Origin of the sequence: Acinetobacter guillouiae CIP 63.46 (assembly GCF_000368145.1) — a bacterium.
In the GTDB taxonomy this organism is placed as follows: domain Bacteria; phylum Pseudomonadota; class Gammaproteobacteria; order Pseudomonadales; family Moraxellaceae; genus Acinetobacter; species Acinetobacter guillouiae.
In genome coordinates, this window is sequence record NZ_KB849291.1 from 21,885 (window position 1) to 38,709 (window position 16,825).

The following is a 16,825-nucleotide window of genomic DNA, read 5'->3' on the forward strand; positions in this document are numbered from 1 at the left end:
AACTATTTTCGCTCTAAGTGTTTAATCGATAAAAATTTGACATTATCTTGCAATTGCTGGCGGGCTTGCTGTACATAGACATTCGGAATAAGTGAAGAATGCGGATGAAAAGCCTCTCGGTCACGTTGGTCATGACCATAAAGAGCCTGTATTAAATGGAATGCTAAAGCAGTTTTTTCTTCTTTTTTTTCTTCTTTTTCTTCTGCATACATCAAAAAATTCATATCAAAATGACGTAACCAATTCGAATACATATTCTTTGGAAAGATTCCTTCCATATATAAATTTACCCAGTTTCGAGATAAAGGGATTAACTTAATTTTTCTGCTCTGCCACTCTTTGACAGTTATCGACAAGATATCTTTACTATCAATGACCTTGCCAAAAAGATCATTTACAGTAATTTTCTTTGCAAAGACTTGTCTAAAAAACGAACCGTACGCTTCAATAATTTGTTCTAAAAAGACTGTGTAATTTTGCAGTGTTTTTATGAAAAAATCAGATAATGGGATAAAACGACCATCTTTTCTTGCTTTACTATTTCTTTTATCGTTTACATATAAAAGCTTGAGCTCAACACAATAATCATCCAAATTCCCCAACAGGTTTTCTTTAGGCCGACTTGCCAAACTCAACAAGCTGATATGCCACATCCAACATGCGTATGCATTCAGTTGATTAATGATATGTTGATCTTTTTGAATATTTTCTTGGCAATGTTTATGTAAAAAAGCAAATTGCTCTTTCACAAAACTGGGTTCAAGTGCCAGTTGGCTCCCTATCCTTCCTAGAGCTAAGGCAGATTGCACTTTGAATTGTTGTCGCAATATTTTGAGTTCTTCAGTAAATTGCGAGGAATGTGTAAGTGCTGTTTCTACAAAGGCTAGATATGTGCTACTGAGTTGAGCTTTCGGTAGCCCTCCATAATAGATACCAGGCATGTGATGCTGACTATCCCGCCCAGCAATTACATGAGCTAGATATTCATTATATGTTTCATAATATATATGAAAATATAATTGAGCCTGCAGTTTTTCAACAGTGATCGAACCTACAAACCGATTATCAAGCCAATTCTTAAGTTTTGTATTAATGTCTGTTGAAGAAATTATTGGATTCGATGCTTGTTCTATATAGTCAAACCAAGCAGAAGGTAAATGTAGTTGATGTGTCATCACTTCATTCCATCGCTCATCATTTAAGCTCTTAATCTTCTGCTCTGTAATTTTAAGATTTAATTTGAGTAAATATTCGCGACGTCTACTTGAACCATTTTGGATCAAAATTCCATCTTGAATAAGCTCGTTAAAATCCATCAGTGCGACGGGTGATAATCCCGTCAAAAGTGACAATAAACATGCTGCAGCGATTGCAGCATCATTCCAGTCCCTATTTAACTCAGTTCTCAACACATAAACAATTTGCTTCAGTATATCTGGCGCCAAATAATGTGGATTTGTAATAAATGGCGCATGACGGCGTTGGCGATGCCGCGTGTAATACGCAGCATAATCACTAATTAAATGATTAAAATTTTTAGTTTTTTCATCTTCAGAGTATAATTCTACTTCAGTGTCCAATAACTCAATTTCACGATCTTCATCTTTGTGAAGAGAGGCATCATAAAAACTGATCTTTGCGTTATGTCCGATATCTTCATGCTTACCTGATTTTATTTCACGAAATTTTTTGAGTTCATTTTTAGTGGGCCATTTCAAAACTTTGCTTTTTTTTGACTTACGCTGACGATGAACTACACGACGATCATCTAGTCTTTTAAAAATTATTAATAGAGCCGATAAATACTCTATGGCTTGTACTTGTTTGAAATCTTTAATATTAAAAAGTTGATTACGATCCTCCTTTTTCAAGTTACGTTCGTACATGACATAGCGATTTAGTAGCTCACTGCATTCTTGAAATAATTCAGCATGATTAGAATCCAGAACATATCGTGAGACATAGCGAAAGAGATCACAAACATGTTTTTGCTTATTCTCAGCTTTATCAATTTTTGCAAATTCTTGATACTGCCGATATGTTAAAAAACTCGCTTGCAAAATCAAATAACGTACAGACGACAACTCTTGAGTATTACTAATATTCGGACATGAAAAATAACTCAAAGCAGCCAAAAAAGAATACTTACCGATCTGTCTGGAGCCTGATATATAGCTATAAATTTGTTGTGCTAATTTGTATAGCGCGTAGACTTCTTTATACAAATCATCTGATAGATCAATAAATTGTGTATTCACAACATCATCATGTAACAGACAATAATCTTTTTGGAATTTTTCTGCTAAATCTAAAAAGTGCTCTTCTGCGTCAATCTTCGGCATATTCATTTTCGCTTAATTTTTTATCACATTGCATTGTCTAAATTCATTACGATCTAAACAATTTTGTAAAAGTTGATCTTTTATTGGATTCTTTGTTAGCTTAAAAAATCGAGCAAAAAATTTAGCATCCAGCTCTTTCTGAGCTTTCCTTTCAAAGCACAAGTGTTGCTGTGATTTTTCGATAAAATCATCAAGATTATGTATCAACTGTAAGATTGCAACATAATTAGAATGCACACGTAAGCCAGGCTCCGTTTGCATCAATAGCAAGATTTTTTGCCAAATTTTGACGTAGATTACTTTGAACTTTGCCTGTACTACTACTTTCTGACTCTGTTTAATCTTTTTGATTTTTAGTAGTTCTGAGTTAATTTTTACTATCTCAAGCAGAACATTTGGTCGGTCAAAGCAAAAGGGCATGATAAATTGCCCCATAAAAATCTCTATATTTTTTACTAAATAGGCAAATTTTAACATTTTTATCGATATAAAAAATGAGCATATCTTTGTATATGAAAATTCATTTAATTAATCAATCAAATCTTCTTAAAATTACAATTATCAACAACTACATAGGTTTTTCTTATTAAAGTTGATCTAAATTTCAAATATTCTTCCAATTTTTTTTAGTTTTCTGTTATTACATGAAACAATACCGTTGTATTACATTTTGAAATGCTGTGTATGCAGCATTGATCAAAAAGATTCTCTGCTATACTTACTTCACGTGTAGCATCAATGGAGTTTCGAAATGCTCAGAACCACTGAACAGAAAAAAAAATATATTCAAGCGACACGTGCGCAAAACTATCAAGCCAGCCTAAAGCTTGAAGGCATTACAACGACAGCTCAAACAACTCAACAAAGTAAAGCTGAAATCTTGCAAAAATATAAGAAGTATTCGCAACCCGAAACTTAGTCAGGTGCATGTATGGATAAATATGGGGAAATGGGTGACAGCCTGTATTGTTACCCTGGCACAAATATCCTAAAGAACAAACTCAATATTCATGATGAACAAATTTTAGAACAAGCTGAACTAGAACTGTCTGGATTGGCAAGTAACTTAATTGAATATGCTGAACCACCTTACGACTTACAATACTTAAAATCAATTCATGCGCAGCTCTTTGGCGACTTATACGACTGGGCAGGAAAGTTAAGACAAATCGATATTTCCAAAGGTGACACCCGTTTTTGTAATTTTTCCCGTATTGAAATTGAAACCAATAAACTACTCAAACCGCTTCAAGAAAAAAAATACTTTCAAGGCTTAGCACCACAACAACTGATTCCTCAACTTGCCGACTTGTATTGTGAGCTTAATGTCATACACCCATTCCGTGAAGGTAATGGACGTACACAACGGATTTTCTTTGAGCATCTGATTGCTCATTGTGGTTATGGTATTGATTGGTCTCGCATTGACTCTCAACAACAATGGATTCAAGCCAATATTGAAGGTTTTTATGGTAATTTAAATCCATTAATTAAGATTTTTGAAATATGCTTTATTCAAAATACCTAAAATTTAAGTAGTCGAAGCCCACAATCCTTAATGAGCCATCATCTTTGCTTCAATCCACTGATTAATTTCCCAAATGAACCAACAATCACGATTCTTAGAAATCTTAATACTCTTCGGGTAATTTAGGATCGTAATATTCAGATTACTTATCCAGAATTGAATAGATCGTTAACTTAGATAGACTTTTAAGCAATGTAACTTGCCGCATGTTTATCAACATATGTCTCAAAAAAGTCTGCCCATACATAGATTTATGGCGTTTAGTGCTTAAATTTCAGATTAATCTTCGTCTGATGACCTGAATGGATGTTACAGATTACATGCAGGTGAATTACTCTGTGGCTGTATCATGGCTTTTGTGCAATCCAATCCATTTGATCCGAATGTTCTCTTTTGCAATAAAGCAGCCTCTTCTGCTTTTCCTGAACCAACGAACTATGTCATTGATTTGATTCAACCGACAACAGTGATGCTGAATCAAATCTCCAAAGAAGGGATTAAATGCAAGAAATGTGGTAAGAAAAAGATAGGGGATGGAAGTTATTATCCGTCTAATTGGAACCAGCCCATGAGTCGAGATCAGTTGAGTAAGAATCATTTTAAATGAATAAGAGAAGGATGGCTTACCTCACTTCTCCGAATAACAATGCTATGCTTTTCAACCAAGGTTATAAATTGGCAACTACATTTCATTCTTCTTCATGCTGGTCCTATAGCCTGTAGACAATTACTACATCATTTGCATTCAATGCTCAATACAGCCTGTCAGCAGAACCGCAGCGATACTTTTTTTCGTGCATACATGTAGTGTTTAAATCCATTCATTTTTCAATGATCCTCTGCCGTTTATCACATTTATGGTCGATCTTTAACCTTGTGAAAAATGCACATACCGATCCCTTCAAACTGTCAAATTTATGTATGCATGACATTTAAAGAAAATTATCTGATCAATTTTTTTAGGTAAAATTCATCAAGAAAAAAGTTATTATTATTCATAACATCACCAATAACCACATAAAAACAATAATTTAATAAATTATTCTTCCAATTTTTTTATATTTAGTGTTATTACCTCTAAATCCATGTTTACCACCTTCTATTACATAAGTAATTTAGAAGTATCCACGATATAAATTGCTTGCCCTCACACCTCTCCCCTCTCACGCCCAAAAAATTTATACTGAAAGGCAGATTAAGCCCGTTCGAGTTACATATAGCCGCATGCTATATTGAAAGCATTAAGAAAATATCCTCAATATTTATAGGATTTTTAAAGTATGAACTAATTTTCGAAGAACCCTTTCTAAGTAATGTGACCTATTAGGAAAAATGAAAATACTGAAATCTCCGTATCAACAATCAGTCAAAGTACATCCTGATGATTTTCTGTAACCGATACCCAAGGACTATACCTACCCTTCTGATGTGCTGTGCAACAAAGCCCTCCTTAGCCACACTATAGCTATAGATTAATTCCATTATTTTGTGATTTAATTAAATTATTCATTCTTAAGACCCAATTTAATGGATTTATATTTCACTAAACCAGAAGAAGTTGTGACTCTTTTAGGTGAGCGTTTACGTAAGCAACGACTCTTTCTGGAGATGTCTCAAGCTGAGGTAGCAGCACGCGCTGGTGTCGGCGTGAATACAGTTTCGAATCTTGAAGCGGGACGAAATGTATCTGTTGAAAATTTAGTCCGTATTGCAATGGTCTTGGGTCGATTAAACGAACTTCAGGAACTATTTAAACCTCAGCTTAACAGTGTGAATGACATTCTTCGCTATGAGAGTCAAAGTAAGCGCCACCGTATTAAGAGGAAGGGATAATGCTCAATAGACTTAATGTTTATTACAACGGTTGGGGCGAATCATGGTTATGGGGAACGCTGATTAGTTCAACAGCCACGACAGGTAGACCCACCATTGCTTTTGAATATAGTCCAGAAGCAATACAGCAAGGTGTTGAGCTCTCTTCTTACTTGCTGCCTTTAAAAGGTCTACCATTCAGACAAGGTTTTCCTACTCATCAAATGGGACTCCCAGGTCCAGTCTATGACGCTTTACCAGATGGTTGGGGCATGATGTTGATGGATCGATATTTCAAAAAAATTGGCTTAAATTCAGCACGAATTGGACCTTTGGAGCGTCTGACCTATATTAGTAGTCACGCAATGGGTGCCCTCTCCTTTGAACCTTGTGTTGCTGACATGCAAACCTCAGAAAATATCCCTTTACAACAACTGGCCCAGGAAGTTCAAGAAGTACTCAAAGGTGAAGGTGGTGAATTTCTACAGCATTTATTGGTCATGGGTGGCTCCCCTCAAGGTGCCAGACCAAAAGCGTTGGTTTACCGAGATCCTGTCAATTTAGAGTTTTCGACTCAAGATTCTGATCAACATGAAGCCTGGCTGATTAAGTTTCCTGCTCAGCAAGAGCATCCTGAAGTCTGCGCCATTGAAGCCGTCTATGCAGAATGTTTGCGACTTTGTGCAATTGAGACTCCAGATACCCATTTCTTTAATTTGCCCAATGGTTTAACGGCTTTTGCTTCTAAACGATTCGATCGTCAAAATGGTATGCGGATTCCAATGCAGAGTTTGGCTGCATATACAGGAGCAGACTATAAAGTTCCAGGTAGCCTAGACTATCGCAATTTTCTCCGGGCAACCTTGATGTGTACGCAAGATGTACGAGAAAGATTGCATGCTTTTAAACGTGCTGTGTTTAATGTGCTTTTCAATAATCGGGATGACCATACTAAGAACTTTTCATTTCTCATGGAGAAAAATGGTCAATGGAAATTGGCTCCAGCCTATGATGTGACCTTCTGCGAGGGTCCAGGTGGTTATCATCAAATGGACATTATGGGAGAAGCGCTCAATATTTCCCGAAATGACATACATAAACTCGGTACTTCAGAAGCTAATCTGACTACTCTAGAAGTCGATGAGATCATCTTGACCATGCGTGAAATTGCACTTCAATTTAGTCAAATTGCGCAGCGCCTGTATCCCCATCAAATTCGAGAATCTACCCTACAGATGATTCAATCACGGATTCAACAGAATATTGATTTTTTAACTGAAACCTAAGCGTAAATATAAACTAAGCGCCAACCATCAACTGCAAATAGACTTTGATATAGTTAGTCGCTACATAATCTGTAGAACCTGTGAATTAGCTCTCTTTATAATCACGAATATTAGATGGATCACCGCTAAGATATATTCTGCAAACGTGAAATCACTACATCCAGATCGAAAATCACTAAGAAAAAACTGTCACCAAAAAAAGGTCTGCACTATGGATAGATGCAGACCAAACTCTGGATAACTACCAGCACGAGAAATATGTCGCAATTTTGCATAGACATGAATTTGATAAAATCAGCCCAGAAAGCCAGAAATTCATAAAAACTATTTCATCAATCCCCTATAACTTAATCACGTTCATGGTCGATCTTAAATCTTGTGAAAAGTACTCATGCTGACCTAGCCAAACTGTAAAACTCATGTATTCATAGCCTTTAAATGAATCTTTCAATCGGTATATTTAAGGTAAAAACTAGTAATCAGAAGTTATTATCACCCCCATATAAAACAAGGATCAAATTAAAAACAATAACTTAGTAAATTATTCTTCCATTTTTTTTATATTTAGTGTTATTTATTGGTCGAATAATCTCAAAACCTGATTGACTACCAAGACGGTATCTCAGGTCAGTGACTTTACGTATATTCAAACTCATTCAGGCTGGGTTTATACTGCATTTATTATTGATGTGTTCTCACGAGCAATTGTTGGATGGAAAGTATCTACACGGATGAATACAGATATGGTGCTCGATGCACTTGAGCAAGCATTGCACGATCGAGGCATGCCAAAGAATGTGATTCATCATTCCGATAGAGGTGTTCAATATCTTTCTATTCGCTATACCAATCGTTTAGAAGCTGCAAATTTACGGGCATCAGTCGGTACAACTGGTGATTCATACGATAATGCTTTGGCTGAAACGGTGAATGGCTTATACAAAACAGAGGTGATTGAATATCTAAAAGCAGATTGGCAAGGTTTAGCGGATGTACAACTTGCGACACTAAATTGGGTAGATTGGTTCAATAAAGAGCGTGTACATAGTGCACTAGGTTATGTATCACCTTTTGATTTTGAAGCAATGTACTATGATAAGATTAACCCGTTAGGTCAGGTGGCCTAACTTAAATAAAAAACTCTCCGACAAACCCGGTACGGTTCAAATGCTTTCTTGCCTTACAGTGGAATTGATAAAATAACATTCGAAAATTGAATTATTAAAATTGAAATTTTTAAAGCGATCTTATTTAATTTTCTATAAAAATGCCAATAGCGTCTAAAGGATATAGCACTACTGGCATCATATACTAAGGCTGTTATAGATTTTTAGCCTTCACAGTGATGACTATATAATTTTCTCCTTCTGCTTTTAATTCAAAGTCAACTTTATCTCCTACAGTTAAACCATTTAATAAGGATGGGTCAGCAACTTTAAAGCCCATCTTCATTGCTGGCCAATTAATCGCAGGAATTGCTTCATGGTCGAGTGTTAAAATATTTTCTTTCGTATCAATAGCAGTAATCACCCCAACGGCTTGAGCCGTTGTAGCGGTAGAAGACTCCTTATTCATCTGCTCCATAGGTGCGTCTGCTTTCTTCTGCTCTGATGCTTCATTTTTACTACATGCGCTTAATGCAGCAATAGTGGTAACAAGAGCAATAATTTTCATGAATTTCAACATAATAAAACCTCTTTAGACGAAATAATAAAACGATCAATGTGTTGATCGTTTTCTTTTGATTAAAAGCTGATATACAGCCGGGATAACAAACATTGACAGTAGAGGAGCTGAAATCATGCCCCCAACCATAGGTAAAGCAATACGGCTCATCAATTCAGAACCTGTCCCAGTCCCTAAAAGTATAGGAATTAAGCCTGCCAAAATGACGGCAACCGTCATGGCTTTAGGACGAACGCGTAGTACAGCTCCTGTTCGGATTGCATCATTGAGTTGTTGCTCCGTTAAGGATGTCGTTGAAGAAGATAGGTTTTGCTGTGCATGTTCAACTGCTTGCTTCAAATAGAACAACATGACTACACCAAACTCAGCGGCAACACCGGCAAGTGCAATAAAACCAACAGCAATTGCCACTGAAAAGTGAAAACCGCTCAAGTATATGGCCCAAATACCACCAATTAAGGCAAAAGGTAGAGTCAACATAATCAGAGCAGCATCTTGTACTTGTCTAAAGATCAGGTAGAGCAATAGAAAAATGATCATCAAAGTAATTGGAATGATGACTTTTAAACGCGCATTTGCACGTTCCATAAACTCAAACTGGCCTGAATAGCTGATGCTCATAGCAGGAGAAAGTTTGACTTGCGAATCAATGGTTTGTTTCAAATCTTGTACAACTGAAGCTAAGTCACGTCCCTGTACGTCTACATAAACCCAACCGCTTGGGCGAGCATTCTCACTTTTTAGCATTGGAGGGCCATCTGTAATCTGGATATTGGCAACGCTACTTAAGATAATTTGCTGACCTGACTCGGTAACAACAGGTAAATTTCTTAATGCTTCAAGGGAATCTCTGATCTCTCGTGGATAACGTACATTAATGGGGTACCGTGCTAACCCTTCAACAGTTTCACCAATATTTTTTCCACCTATCGCTGATGACACAATTTGCTGTACATCATCAATATTAAGACCATATCGTGCAGCTTGCATACGATTGATATCAACATCAATATACCTGCCACCCGTGAGCCGTTCAGCTAAAGCTGAGCTAACACCAGATACCGTTTTAGCTGCTTGTTCAACTTGTTGTGCGACCCGATCAATATCTTGTAAATTGTTTGCTGAAATTTTAATTCCGATGGGACTTTTAACCCCAGTCGCCAACATATCAATCCTGTTACGAATAGGCGGTACCCAAATATTCGTTAAACCCGGCACCTGAACTGCCTTATCAAGTTCTTTCACCAATTTTTCAGGTGTCATCCCAGCACGCCACTCAGATCGAGGCTTAAATTGAATTGTTGTTTCAAACATCTCCAAAGGCGCTGGGTCTGTAGCTGACTCAGCTCGTCCAGCCTTACCAAATACCGTTGCAACTTCCGGAATGGTTTTAATCATCCTATCTGTTTGCTGTAGCAGTTCAGAAGCTTTGGCTGCGGACAATCCCGGTAAAGCCGACGGCATATATAGTAAATCGCCTTCATCCATTTTAGGTAAAAATTCTCCACCTAAACGGGTCAGAGGGTAAAGGCTCACTAGAAAAATAAGCAATGCAACCAGTAATGTCGTCTTTGGATAAGCTAAAACTTTATCCAACATAGGACCGTATATTTTGATGAGAAAACGATTTAGTGGATTACGTTGTTCTGAGGGTAATTTCCCGCGGATCCAATACCCCATCAATACTGGAATTAACGTAATGGATAAACCAGCTGCCGCTGCCATGGCATAAGTTTTGGTAAATGCCAATGGTGAGAACAAGCGTCCCTCTTGTGCCTGCAAGGTGAAAATAGGAATGAAGGATAAGGTAATGATGAGTAGACAGAAAAATAAAGCTGGACCAACTTCACTGGCTGACCGAGCAATAATATCCCAACGTTCTTGTGGTGCTAAGATTTGATCAGGATGCTCATGCTGCCAAGCTTCTATATGTTTGTGTGCATTTTCTACCATTACCACCGCAGCATCGACCATGGCCCCAATCGCAATGGCAATACCACCCAGAGACATAATATTGGCATTTAACCCCTGATAATACATGACCAGGAAAGCCGATAAAATCCCAAGTGGTAGAGAAACAATAGCCACCATTGCTGAACGTAAATGCCATAGAAACAGTCCGCAGACTAAAGCCACCACAATGAACTCTTCAATCAATTTATGGCTGAGATTCTCTATAGCCCGATCGATCAATTGACTACGATCATATACGGGAACCACCTGCACACCTTTTGGTAGGCTCTGTTGTAATTCCGCGAGCTTTACTTTAACAGCAGCAATAGTTTCACGTGCATTTTTACCTGCTCGTAAAATCACAACGCCACCAACAGTTTCACCTTGTCCATTCAGTTCACTGATACCACGACGCATTTCTGGTCCAAGCTGTATCGTTGCAATATCACCCAAAGTAACTGGAACACCAAAACGATTTGTCCGTAGTGGGATCTGGCGAAAATCATCTAATGTTTTTAAATAACCAGTGGCTCGTACCATATATTCGGTTTCAGCCATTTCCAAGACTGAACCACCCGTTTCTTGATTAGCTTTTTGAATCGCTTCAATGACATTATCTTGAGTAATACCTAATGACGCCATTTTGCTTGGGTTTAAAACAACTTGATATTGTTTAACCATCCCTCCAATAGTAGCAACCTCAGCCACATTGGGTAATGTCTTTAGTTCATACTTTAAAAACCAGTCTTGTATGCTTCTCAGTTGTGAAAGGTCATGTTGTCCTGTTGGATCAACTAATGCATATTCATAAATCCAGCCAACCCCTGTAGCATCTGGCCCTAATGATGATTTCGCATCCGCAGGCATTTTTCCTTGTATCTGATTCAAGTATTCCAAAACACGTGACCGTGCCCAGTAGAGGTCTGTATGTTCGTCAAAAATGACATATACAAATGAATCACCAAAAAAAGAATAACCACGAACAGTTTTAACACCAGGTACTGATAACATCGTTGTTGTTAAAGGGTACGTCACCTGATTTTCAACAATTTGTGGTGCCTGACCTGGGTAATTAGTTCTGACAATCACTTGCACATCAGATAAATCTGGTAAAGCATCAACCGGAGTATTTTTTACAGCCCAAACACCCCAAGCTGCCAGAATTAAAGCTGCCAATAAGACAAATACACGATTCAAAATTGAAAAACGAATAATACGGGCGATCATAATAGTTCTCCCGTTAGTTCTTCAAAGATGCCATAGACATCTTTGAAATGTCAGAAATGACATAAGCATCTCCAACTTTTGTAAAACTAAAATTGACCTGGTCACCTTGCTGAATTCGGGTAAATGGTTGTACGGGCTGTTTAAAGCTCATGGTCATAGCACCCCAGCCCAACTCAGGAATAGCCTGATGTGAAATAGTAACTTCCTGAGCTGTGACTTTTTCAACTTTTCCAATGCCTTGATATTTTGATGTCTTAACTGCTTGAGAGGGGGTAATAGATTTTCCAGTATTCAGCTTATCGAGTACGCCCTGTAAATTTGCTTCAGAGTCAATCAAGAATTGTCCTGAAATTACAACTTTTTGACCTACTTTCAAACCTTCTAAAATTGCAATCTTATTTCCATCACTTTGCCCTAACTGAACAACAACAGGTTCAAAACGTCCTTGCTCATGAGCCACAATGACAATATTACGGGTGCCTGTACGGATAACAGCCTGCTCTGGAACTATTAAACTGCTTTGAGGATTGCTAGATAGTTTGACAGAGGCAAACATCCCCGGTTTGAGCTGTGCCTCTTTATTAGGTAATTCAATACGAACTTTTATGGTTCTGCTAGTAGTATCTAAGGTAGGTAAGATATCAATTACTTTACCCGAGACTATTTGAGGGTATGCTGTAAAAGTAACTTCGACTTTACTTCCTCGTTTTATCCCAGCAATTTGTGTTTCAGGTATTGCTGCTTCTAACCAGATTGGGTTAATCCCTTTAATGATGGCCAGCGTTTGCCCCATAGCTAAAGCCATTCCATTGCGGACTTCTAGTGAATCAATAAATCCACTAATGGGAGCTTGCAAAGTTATATTAGATTGCACTCGACGAGTTCGCTCAACTTGATGAATCACATTTTGTGGTATTCCTAAAAGCTGCAAACGTTGACGGCTTGCTTGAATAAGGGAACGATCTCCAGTACGGAGCACAGCTAAAAATTCAGTTTGCTCTCCAGTCCATTCGGGTATTGAAATATCAGCAATAGGACTCCCTTGCCTTACCATATCTCCTACAGCATGCCCATACACTCGCTGAACAAAGCCACTTGCTCTAGTTTGTAAAATAGCTGTTTGCCGTTCATTAGCCTGTAATATGCCATTAGTAAACATGGCATTTCCAATTACAGCCTGTTCAACTGTGCCGTAACGGATGGCTAAATTTTGTTGAAGAGATGGATCTATTTTGACTGTAGGACGACTTTCATCCGTCATCGCAGTATTTTCGTCTGCATATTTAGGCACCAATTGCATATCCATGAATGGAGACTTGCCTGGCTTATCAAAATGCTGTTCTGGCTTCATAGGGTCATACCAATACAATACTTTGGCATCCTGTTGCTGACTTGCCGATGTCGATTGAGGACTCTCGTTCTGTTGTGCAAACCAATATCCAGTACCACCGCCTACAGCCAAACTAATTGCAGCAATACCCATGACAGTCACTGCCAGTTTATTTTTTAACATTATGGCTGCCCCTCAACATGATTTAAGGTAGGTTCGACAAAAGTAAAATAGAGTTGTGCTGTTGTAATTGCCTGTTGTTGTTGAAGATCAATGAGACGCAATCGTTGTTCTAGAAGAGCTTGTCGGGCGGTAATGATATTGGTCAAATTAGTTTTCCCCGCTTGATAACTTGCTAACTGTAAACCCACTTTTTGTTTGGCAAGAGGAATACTCTTTTGCATCGTGCGATTAATTTGTTGGTCAAGAGCGTCAAGATCAGATAACCCTTCATCTAACAAGGTGAGATGTTCACGATACTTAACCTCTTGATCGGCAGTAATCCGGTTTTGTTCAGCTAAAGCTGCTTGAATGAGTGGACCACTCCGTTTTTTTGAAAAAACAGGGAGTTCAGTTGTCAGTTGCACACCGATCATATCGCCAAACTCAGGTGCTCGATGCTGATAAGCAAACTCAATGCCCCAATCTGGTTTTTGCAAAGCTTGAGCTTGCCTAAGTTTTGCTTCAGCCGTTTTCTTTTCAGCCTGATAAGCTTTTAACTCAGGATGTTGGTGCAAGTGATGATACAACTTTGATGTATCAAGAGAGATTATTGGTGCTTGGGTAGATAAGGTTTCAATTTGAGAGATGTTTTCAGTTGGTTCTGCACTTACCAGTCGATGTAGTTCTAACTTGGCCTTTTTTAAATCTCGAAGTAAATCATCTTTTTGATCGAGTAGAACATTACTTTCAAGTCTTGGATCAAGTGCATCAGCAACCATAGTTCGACCCGAAGTAACTTGTGTTTGAGAAATTTGAGAAAGCAAGCGATTTTCTGAGAAAAGATCATCATATAACGCCAATTTTCTCTCAAGATAAAAGCGCTTAAACCATGCTGATGCGACTTTCTGTCGTAACTCAATACGTAAAATCTCAGTTTGAGCATTGGCTGAACCCAATTCAGCTTTCGCTAACTCTACATCGGCTTGCCTTTTGGCGCGGTTTGGAAAATCTTGCATAACACCAATTTTCTGCATGGTCATGCCATCTTGAGTAACAGACCATGCAGCATCACCGGATACAGGGTAATTCTCTAAGCCCACAAATAGTTTAGGGTTGGGTAAAATACCTGAAGCTGAAACCATATTCTCAGCTCCCTCAATCTGAGCACTATTTGCTCTTAGGGTAGGTGCATATTGCTCAGCAAGCTTCAAAGCTGTATCCAATGTCAGTGGCTCGGCATAAGCTTGACCATAGATCAAAGAGAAACAGATCGTAGCTATCTGCCATCTCCCCCCCGGGGATAGCTTTTCTTTATAAAAGTTCATATTTTTAGCTCTAAAATGATATACACGCGCACGCGCAGAACATCCATAAAAAATGCTATGAATGACGAAGAATTATCAAATTAGTTAGAGCGTGGGGGCTTCCATAAACCTGAAGGGTATGGAGCAGGAAGATTTTGATCTGGAAAATAAAAGACTGATCGCTCTACGGGTGAGAATACCGTTGAGTGCAAAATGCTTTGAGGATCACTGGCGTACGCAATTTTGGCAAAAGACATAATGCAATCTTGCTCAGACATACAGGAAGGATCATGTAGCGTTTTTTTGACCTTTGCTTCAACTTTCATACAGTCGGTATGCATCATATCCTGGTTTTGAGATGCTTCCATTTGCATGGATTTCATCTGTTCAGATGGCATTAAACACCGCTTATGTACAGACGAAGCAGCAGCAGCCGATCCTACTAAAAGGATAGCAAACGATAAAAACAGCGATAGGCATGTTTTTAACCACTGCATAAAAATAGACCAAAAATTAAGCTTTTTTAGTTTTACAGATTCGAAAATAAATAGTAATAATTCATGAATAGTAGCCGAAGCTACCATTCATGAATCCAAATCATACTATTTTAAAAAACTAATTCGATGCCTGCACCATATTTCCATCCCTTTTCAGACTCTGTTGCCTCTTGCATAGAAGTGGCTTTCTGTCCTTTTTCATATTGGTAAGCAACATCAATGAAAGGTTTAATTCGCTTAGTAATCTCATATCGGGTTTTGATACCAGTTTTTAGTTCTGATAAACCTGATTTTGCAGCATAGTTAGAATCATCGCTAAATATTACATCTGCTTCGATATAAGGTTGAGTAATAAGTTTCTGAGTTAAAAGCAAATCACGTTCTAATTCAAAACTTGCTCCCCAAAAGTTATTCTCGCCACCGTATAAATAAGCTTGTGTTTCAAAGAAATAAGGAGCTAATCCTAATACACCAATAACACCATCAACTCGATCACTGTTGCTGCTATTTTTATCTTCGCTATATCTTACACCAGCTTGTATATCCCAAAATGGGGCTACATTACGACTATAGAGTGCAGATATATCATAATTAATATCACTGCTTTCTGACTTTTCCGAATTGGCTTCAATAAATAGACGATTTTCATCTGTCCCAATTAAAGTATCAAACCTTGTTCCTAGGTTGCCCTTACCGTCTTCATCAACTATCCATGCATTTTCAAGTCTTGTTAGTTGATAAATTTGCCCGCCATGTTCTTTAAGATGATCATCCTGAGATGGGGCTGATCTCTTTCTTGCGGTCAGAATAATATTATCTCCCCCATTTGCATTTTCCATTGAATAATATTCTGGATACAATTCTTGGGGGCTATATCTTAAGCCACCAGACTCCTGTAATAAGACTCTCATACCATTTGTAATATTACTTTCTTGTTGCGAAGTACTGTTATCAGCAAAAGTTAAGTTTGATATACTTATTAATGCAATTGATAAGACTGTTTTTGAGAAGAAATTCTTAGTGATTTGCATGTGGATTTACTCCCTTCTCATTTACTTGGGACTGAGGAACAGTCTTTGTAGAATTACCATCTTCCACTTGAGCTACAATGAGTTTATTCATCATTCCTGCACTCATATGGTAAAGCAGGTGACAATGAATAGCCCACTCACCTAACTCATCAGCTGTGAGTAGCGTGGTTATCGTTTTCCCAGGTGGAACAATTACCGTATGTTTGTTTGGCATATTGCTTGGATCCTGACCATTCTCAAGCTGCATAAACATGCCATGTAAGTGCATTGGGTGAGCCATCATACTGTCATTGACAAATTTTAAGCGAATACGTTCACCATACTTCACCACTAGTGGGTCGGCTTCATTAAATTTTTTACCATTTATTGTCCAAATATAACGCTCCATGTTTCCACCAAGACGTACTTCAATTTCACGTTCAGCTGCACGAGTGTCTTTTTGAGGATCTAACGATTGCAAATCACTATATTGCAATGCTTTATTACCTTCAGGTGTTGAAGCATTTGCCCATCCAAATACGGTATTATCATTCTTGTCTGAAGCCGCCTTAACAGTAGCGCTATTCATCGGCATATCATGATCCATACCTTTCATAGAAGACATATCATGATCCATACCTTTCATAGAAGACATATCGTGATTCATGCCTTTCATAGAAGACATATC

14 protein-coding genes and 1 pseudogene are annotated in these 16,825 nt (G+C 38.0%); 6 read left to right on the forward strand and 9 right to left on the reverse strand.

Going from position 1 to position 16,825, the window contains the following annotated elements; translation table 11 throughout:
• Positions 1 to 2 precede the first annotated feature (2 nt).
• Complete coding sequence (locus tag F981_RS22640) at positions 3 to 2,342, reverse strand: hypothetical protein (protein ID WP_035371865.1); 2,340 nt, start codon at positions 2,340 to 2,342, stop codon at positions 3 to 5.
• A gap of 12 nt (positions 2,343 to 2,354) precedes the next feature.
• Positions 2,355 to 2,819: a hypothetical protein gene (locus F981_RS22645; protein WP_171066967.1), complete on the reverse strand. Its 465-nt coding sequence runs from the start codon at positions 2,817 to 2,819 to the stop codon at positions 2,355 to 2,357.
• A 274-nt stretch (positions 2,820 to 3,093) separates the two neighbouring features.
• On the opposite strand from F981_RS22645, the gene F981_RS23510 reads away from it, so the two are divergent.
• From F981_RS23510 to F981_RS22670, 6 genes and pseudogenes are all read left to right on the forward strand, one after another.
• On the forward strand, positions 3,094 to 3,261 hold the full coding sequence (locus tag F981_RS23510; protein ID WP_002125865.1) for a YhfG family protein: 168 nt from the start codon (positions 3,094 to 3,096) through the stop codon (positions 3,259 to 3,261).
• 12 nt (positions 3,262 to 3,273) lie between these two features.
• Positions 3,274 to 3,870, forward strand: a complete 597-nt coding sequence (locus F981_RS22650; protein ID WP_004658347.1) for a putative adenosine monophosphate-protein transferase Fic — start codon at positions 3,274 to 3,276, stop codon at positions 3,868 to 3,870.
• 349 nt (positions 3,871 to 4,219) lie between these two features.
• A complete protein-coding gene (locus F981_RS22655) occupies positions 4,220 to 4,477 on the forward strand; it encodes a hypothetical protein (protein ID WP_004726728.1) in 258 nt (85 codons plus the stop codon).
• A 920-nt stretch (positions 4,478 to 5,397) separates the two neighbouring features.
• On the forward strand, positions 5,398 to 5,703 hold the full coding sequence (locus F981_RS22660; protein WP_000366814.1) for a helix-turn-helix domain-containing protein: 306 nt from the start codon (positions 5,398 to 5,400) through the stop codon (positions 5,701 to 5,703).
• Positions 5,703 to 6,968 carry a type II toxin-antitoxin system HipA family toxin gene (locus F981_RS22665; protein ID WP_000934717.1) on the forward strand — a complete coding sequence of 422 codons (1,266 nt, stop codon included), beginning with the start codon at positions 5,703 to 5,705 and terminating at the stop codon, positions 6,966 to 6,968. The genes F981_RS22660 and F981_RS22665 overlap by 1 nt, the downstream gene beginning before the upstream one ends.
• A gap of 626 nt (positions 6,969 to 7,594) precedes the next feature.
• Positions 7,595 to 8,095 (forward strand): annotated as a pseudogene (locus F981_RS22670) (IS3-like element ISAba29 family transposase); the annotation flags it as partial.
• Between the two features lie 193 nt (positions 8,096 to 8,288).
• Here the strand turns inward: F981_RS22670 and F981_RS22675 are convergent.
• The 7 genes from F981_RS22675 to F981_RS22705 all read right to left on the reverse strand — a co-directional run.
• The gene (locus tag F981_RS22675) at positions 8,289 to 8,654 is read right to left on the reverse strand and encodes a copper-binding protein (protein ID WP_004726733.1); all 366 of its coding nucleotides are present in this window, start codon (positions 8,652 to 8,654) and stop codon (positions 8,289 to 8,291) included.
• Positions 8,655 to 8,687: 33 nt separating this feature from the next.
• The gene (locus tag F981_RS22680; RefSeq protein ID WP_004726735.1) at positions 8,688 to 11,834 is read right to left on the reverse strand and encodes an efflux RND transporter permease subunit; all 3,147 of its coding nucleotides are present in this window, start codon (positions 11,832 to 11,834) and stop codon (positions 8,688 to 8,690) included.
• Between the two features lie 13 nt (positions 11,835 to 11,847).
• Positions 11,848 to 13,347 (reverse strand): efflux RND transporter periplasmic adaptor subunit, encoded by a 1,500-nt coding sequence (locus tag F981_RS22685; protein WP_004726737.1) that lies wholly within the window; start codon positions 13,345 to 13,347, stop codon positions 11,848 to 11,850.
• Positions 13,347 to 14,651, reverse strand: coding sequence for a TolC family protein (locus F981_RS22690; RefSeq protein ID WP_004726739.1), 1,305 nt, complete (start codon positions 14,649 to 14,651; stop codon positions 13,347 to 13,349). Before F981_RS22690 ends, F981_RS22685 begins: the two co-directional genes overlap by 1 nt.
• Positions 14,652 to 14,731: 80 nt before the next feature.
• Positions 14,732 to 15,214: a hypothetical protein gene (locus F981_RS22695; protein WP_004726741.1), complete on the reverse strand. Its 483-nt coding sequence runs from the start codon at positions 15,212 to 15,214 to the stop codon at positions 14,732 to 14,734.
• A gap of 23 nt (positions 15,215 to 15,237) precedes the next feature.
• Complete coding sequence (locus F981_RS22700; RefSeq protein ID WP_004726744.1) at positions 15,238 to 16,158, reverse strand: copper resistance protein B; 921 nt, start codon at positions 16,156 to 16,158, stop codon at positions 15,238 to 15,240.
• Positions 16,145 to 16,825 (reverse strand): multicopper oxidase domain-containing protein (locus F981_RS22705; protein ID WP_004726746.1); only part of this gene is annotated, 681 nt, incomplete at its 5' end. The genes F981_RS22700 and F981_RS22705, both read right to left, overlap by 14 nt.

What these genes read in the sequence shown, in the direction of transcription:
- F981_RS22640 (WP_035371865.1), bottom strand. Translation starts at nt 2,342, where the DNA reads ATGCCGAAGATTGACGCAGAAGAGCACTTTTTAGATTTAGCAGAAAAA.
- F981_RS22645 (WP_171066967.1), bottom strand. Translation starts at nt 2,819, where the DNA reads ATGTTAAAATTTGCCTATTTAGTAAAAAATATAGAGATTTTTATGGGG.
- F981_RS23510 (WP_002125865.1), top strand. Translation starts at nt 3,094, where the DNA reads ATGCTCAGAACCACTGAACAGAAAAAAAAATATATTCAAGCGACACGT.
- F981_RS22650 (WP_004658347.1), top strand. Translation starts at nt 3,274, where the DNA reads ATGGATAAATATGGGGAAATGGGTGACAGCCTGTATTGTTACCCTGGC.
- F981_RS22655 (WP_004726728.1), top strand. Translation starts at nt 4,220, where the DNA reads ATGGCTTTTGTGCAATCCAATCCATTTGATCCGAATGTTCTCTTTTGC.
- F981_RS22660 (WP_000366814.1), top strand. Translation starts at nt 5,398, where the DNA reads ATGGATTTATATTTCACTAAACCAGAAGAAGTTGTGACTCTTTTAGGT.
- F981_RS22665 (WP_000934717.1), top strand. Translation starts at nt 5,703, where the DNA reads ATGCTCAATAGACTTAATGTTTATTACAACGGTTGGGGCGAATCATGG.
- F981_RS22675 (WP_004726733.1), bottom strand. Translation starts at nt 8,654, where the DNA reads ATGTTGAAATTCATGAAAATTATTGCTCTTGTTACCACTATTGCTGCA.
- F981_RS22680 (WP_004726735.1), bottom strand. Translation starts at nt 11,834, where the DNA reads ATGATCGCCCGTATTATTCGTTTTTCAATTTTGAATCGTGTATTTGTC.
- F981_RS22685 (WP_004726737.1), bottom strand. Translation starts at nt 13,347, where the DNA reads ATGTTAAAAAATAAACTGGCAGTGACTGTCATGGGTATTGCTGCAATT.
- F981_RS22690 (WP_004726739.1), bottom strand. Translation starts at nt 14,651, where the DNA reads ATGAACTTTTATAAAGAAAAGCTATCCCCGGGGGGGAGATGGCAGATA.
- F981_RS22695 (WP_004726741.1), bottom strand. Translation starts at nt 15,214, where the DNA reads ATGGTAGCTTCGGCTACTATTCATGAATTATTACTATTTATTTTCGAA.
- F981_RS22700 (WP_004726744.1), bottom strand. Translation starts at nt 16,158, where the DNA reads ATGCAAATCACTAAGAATTTCTTCTCAAAAACAGTCTTATCAATTGCA.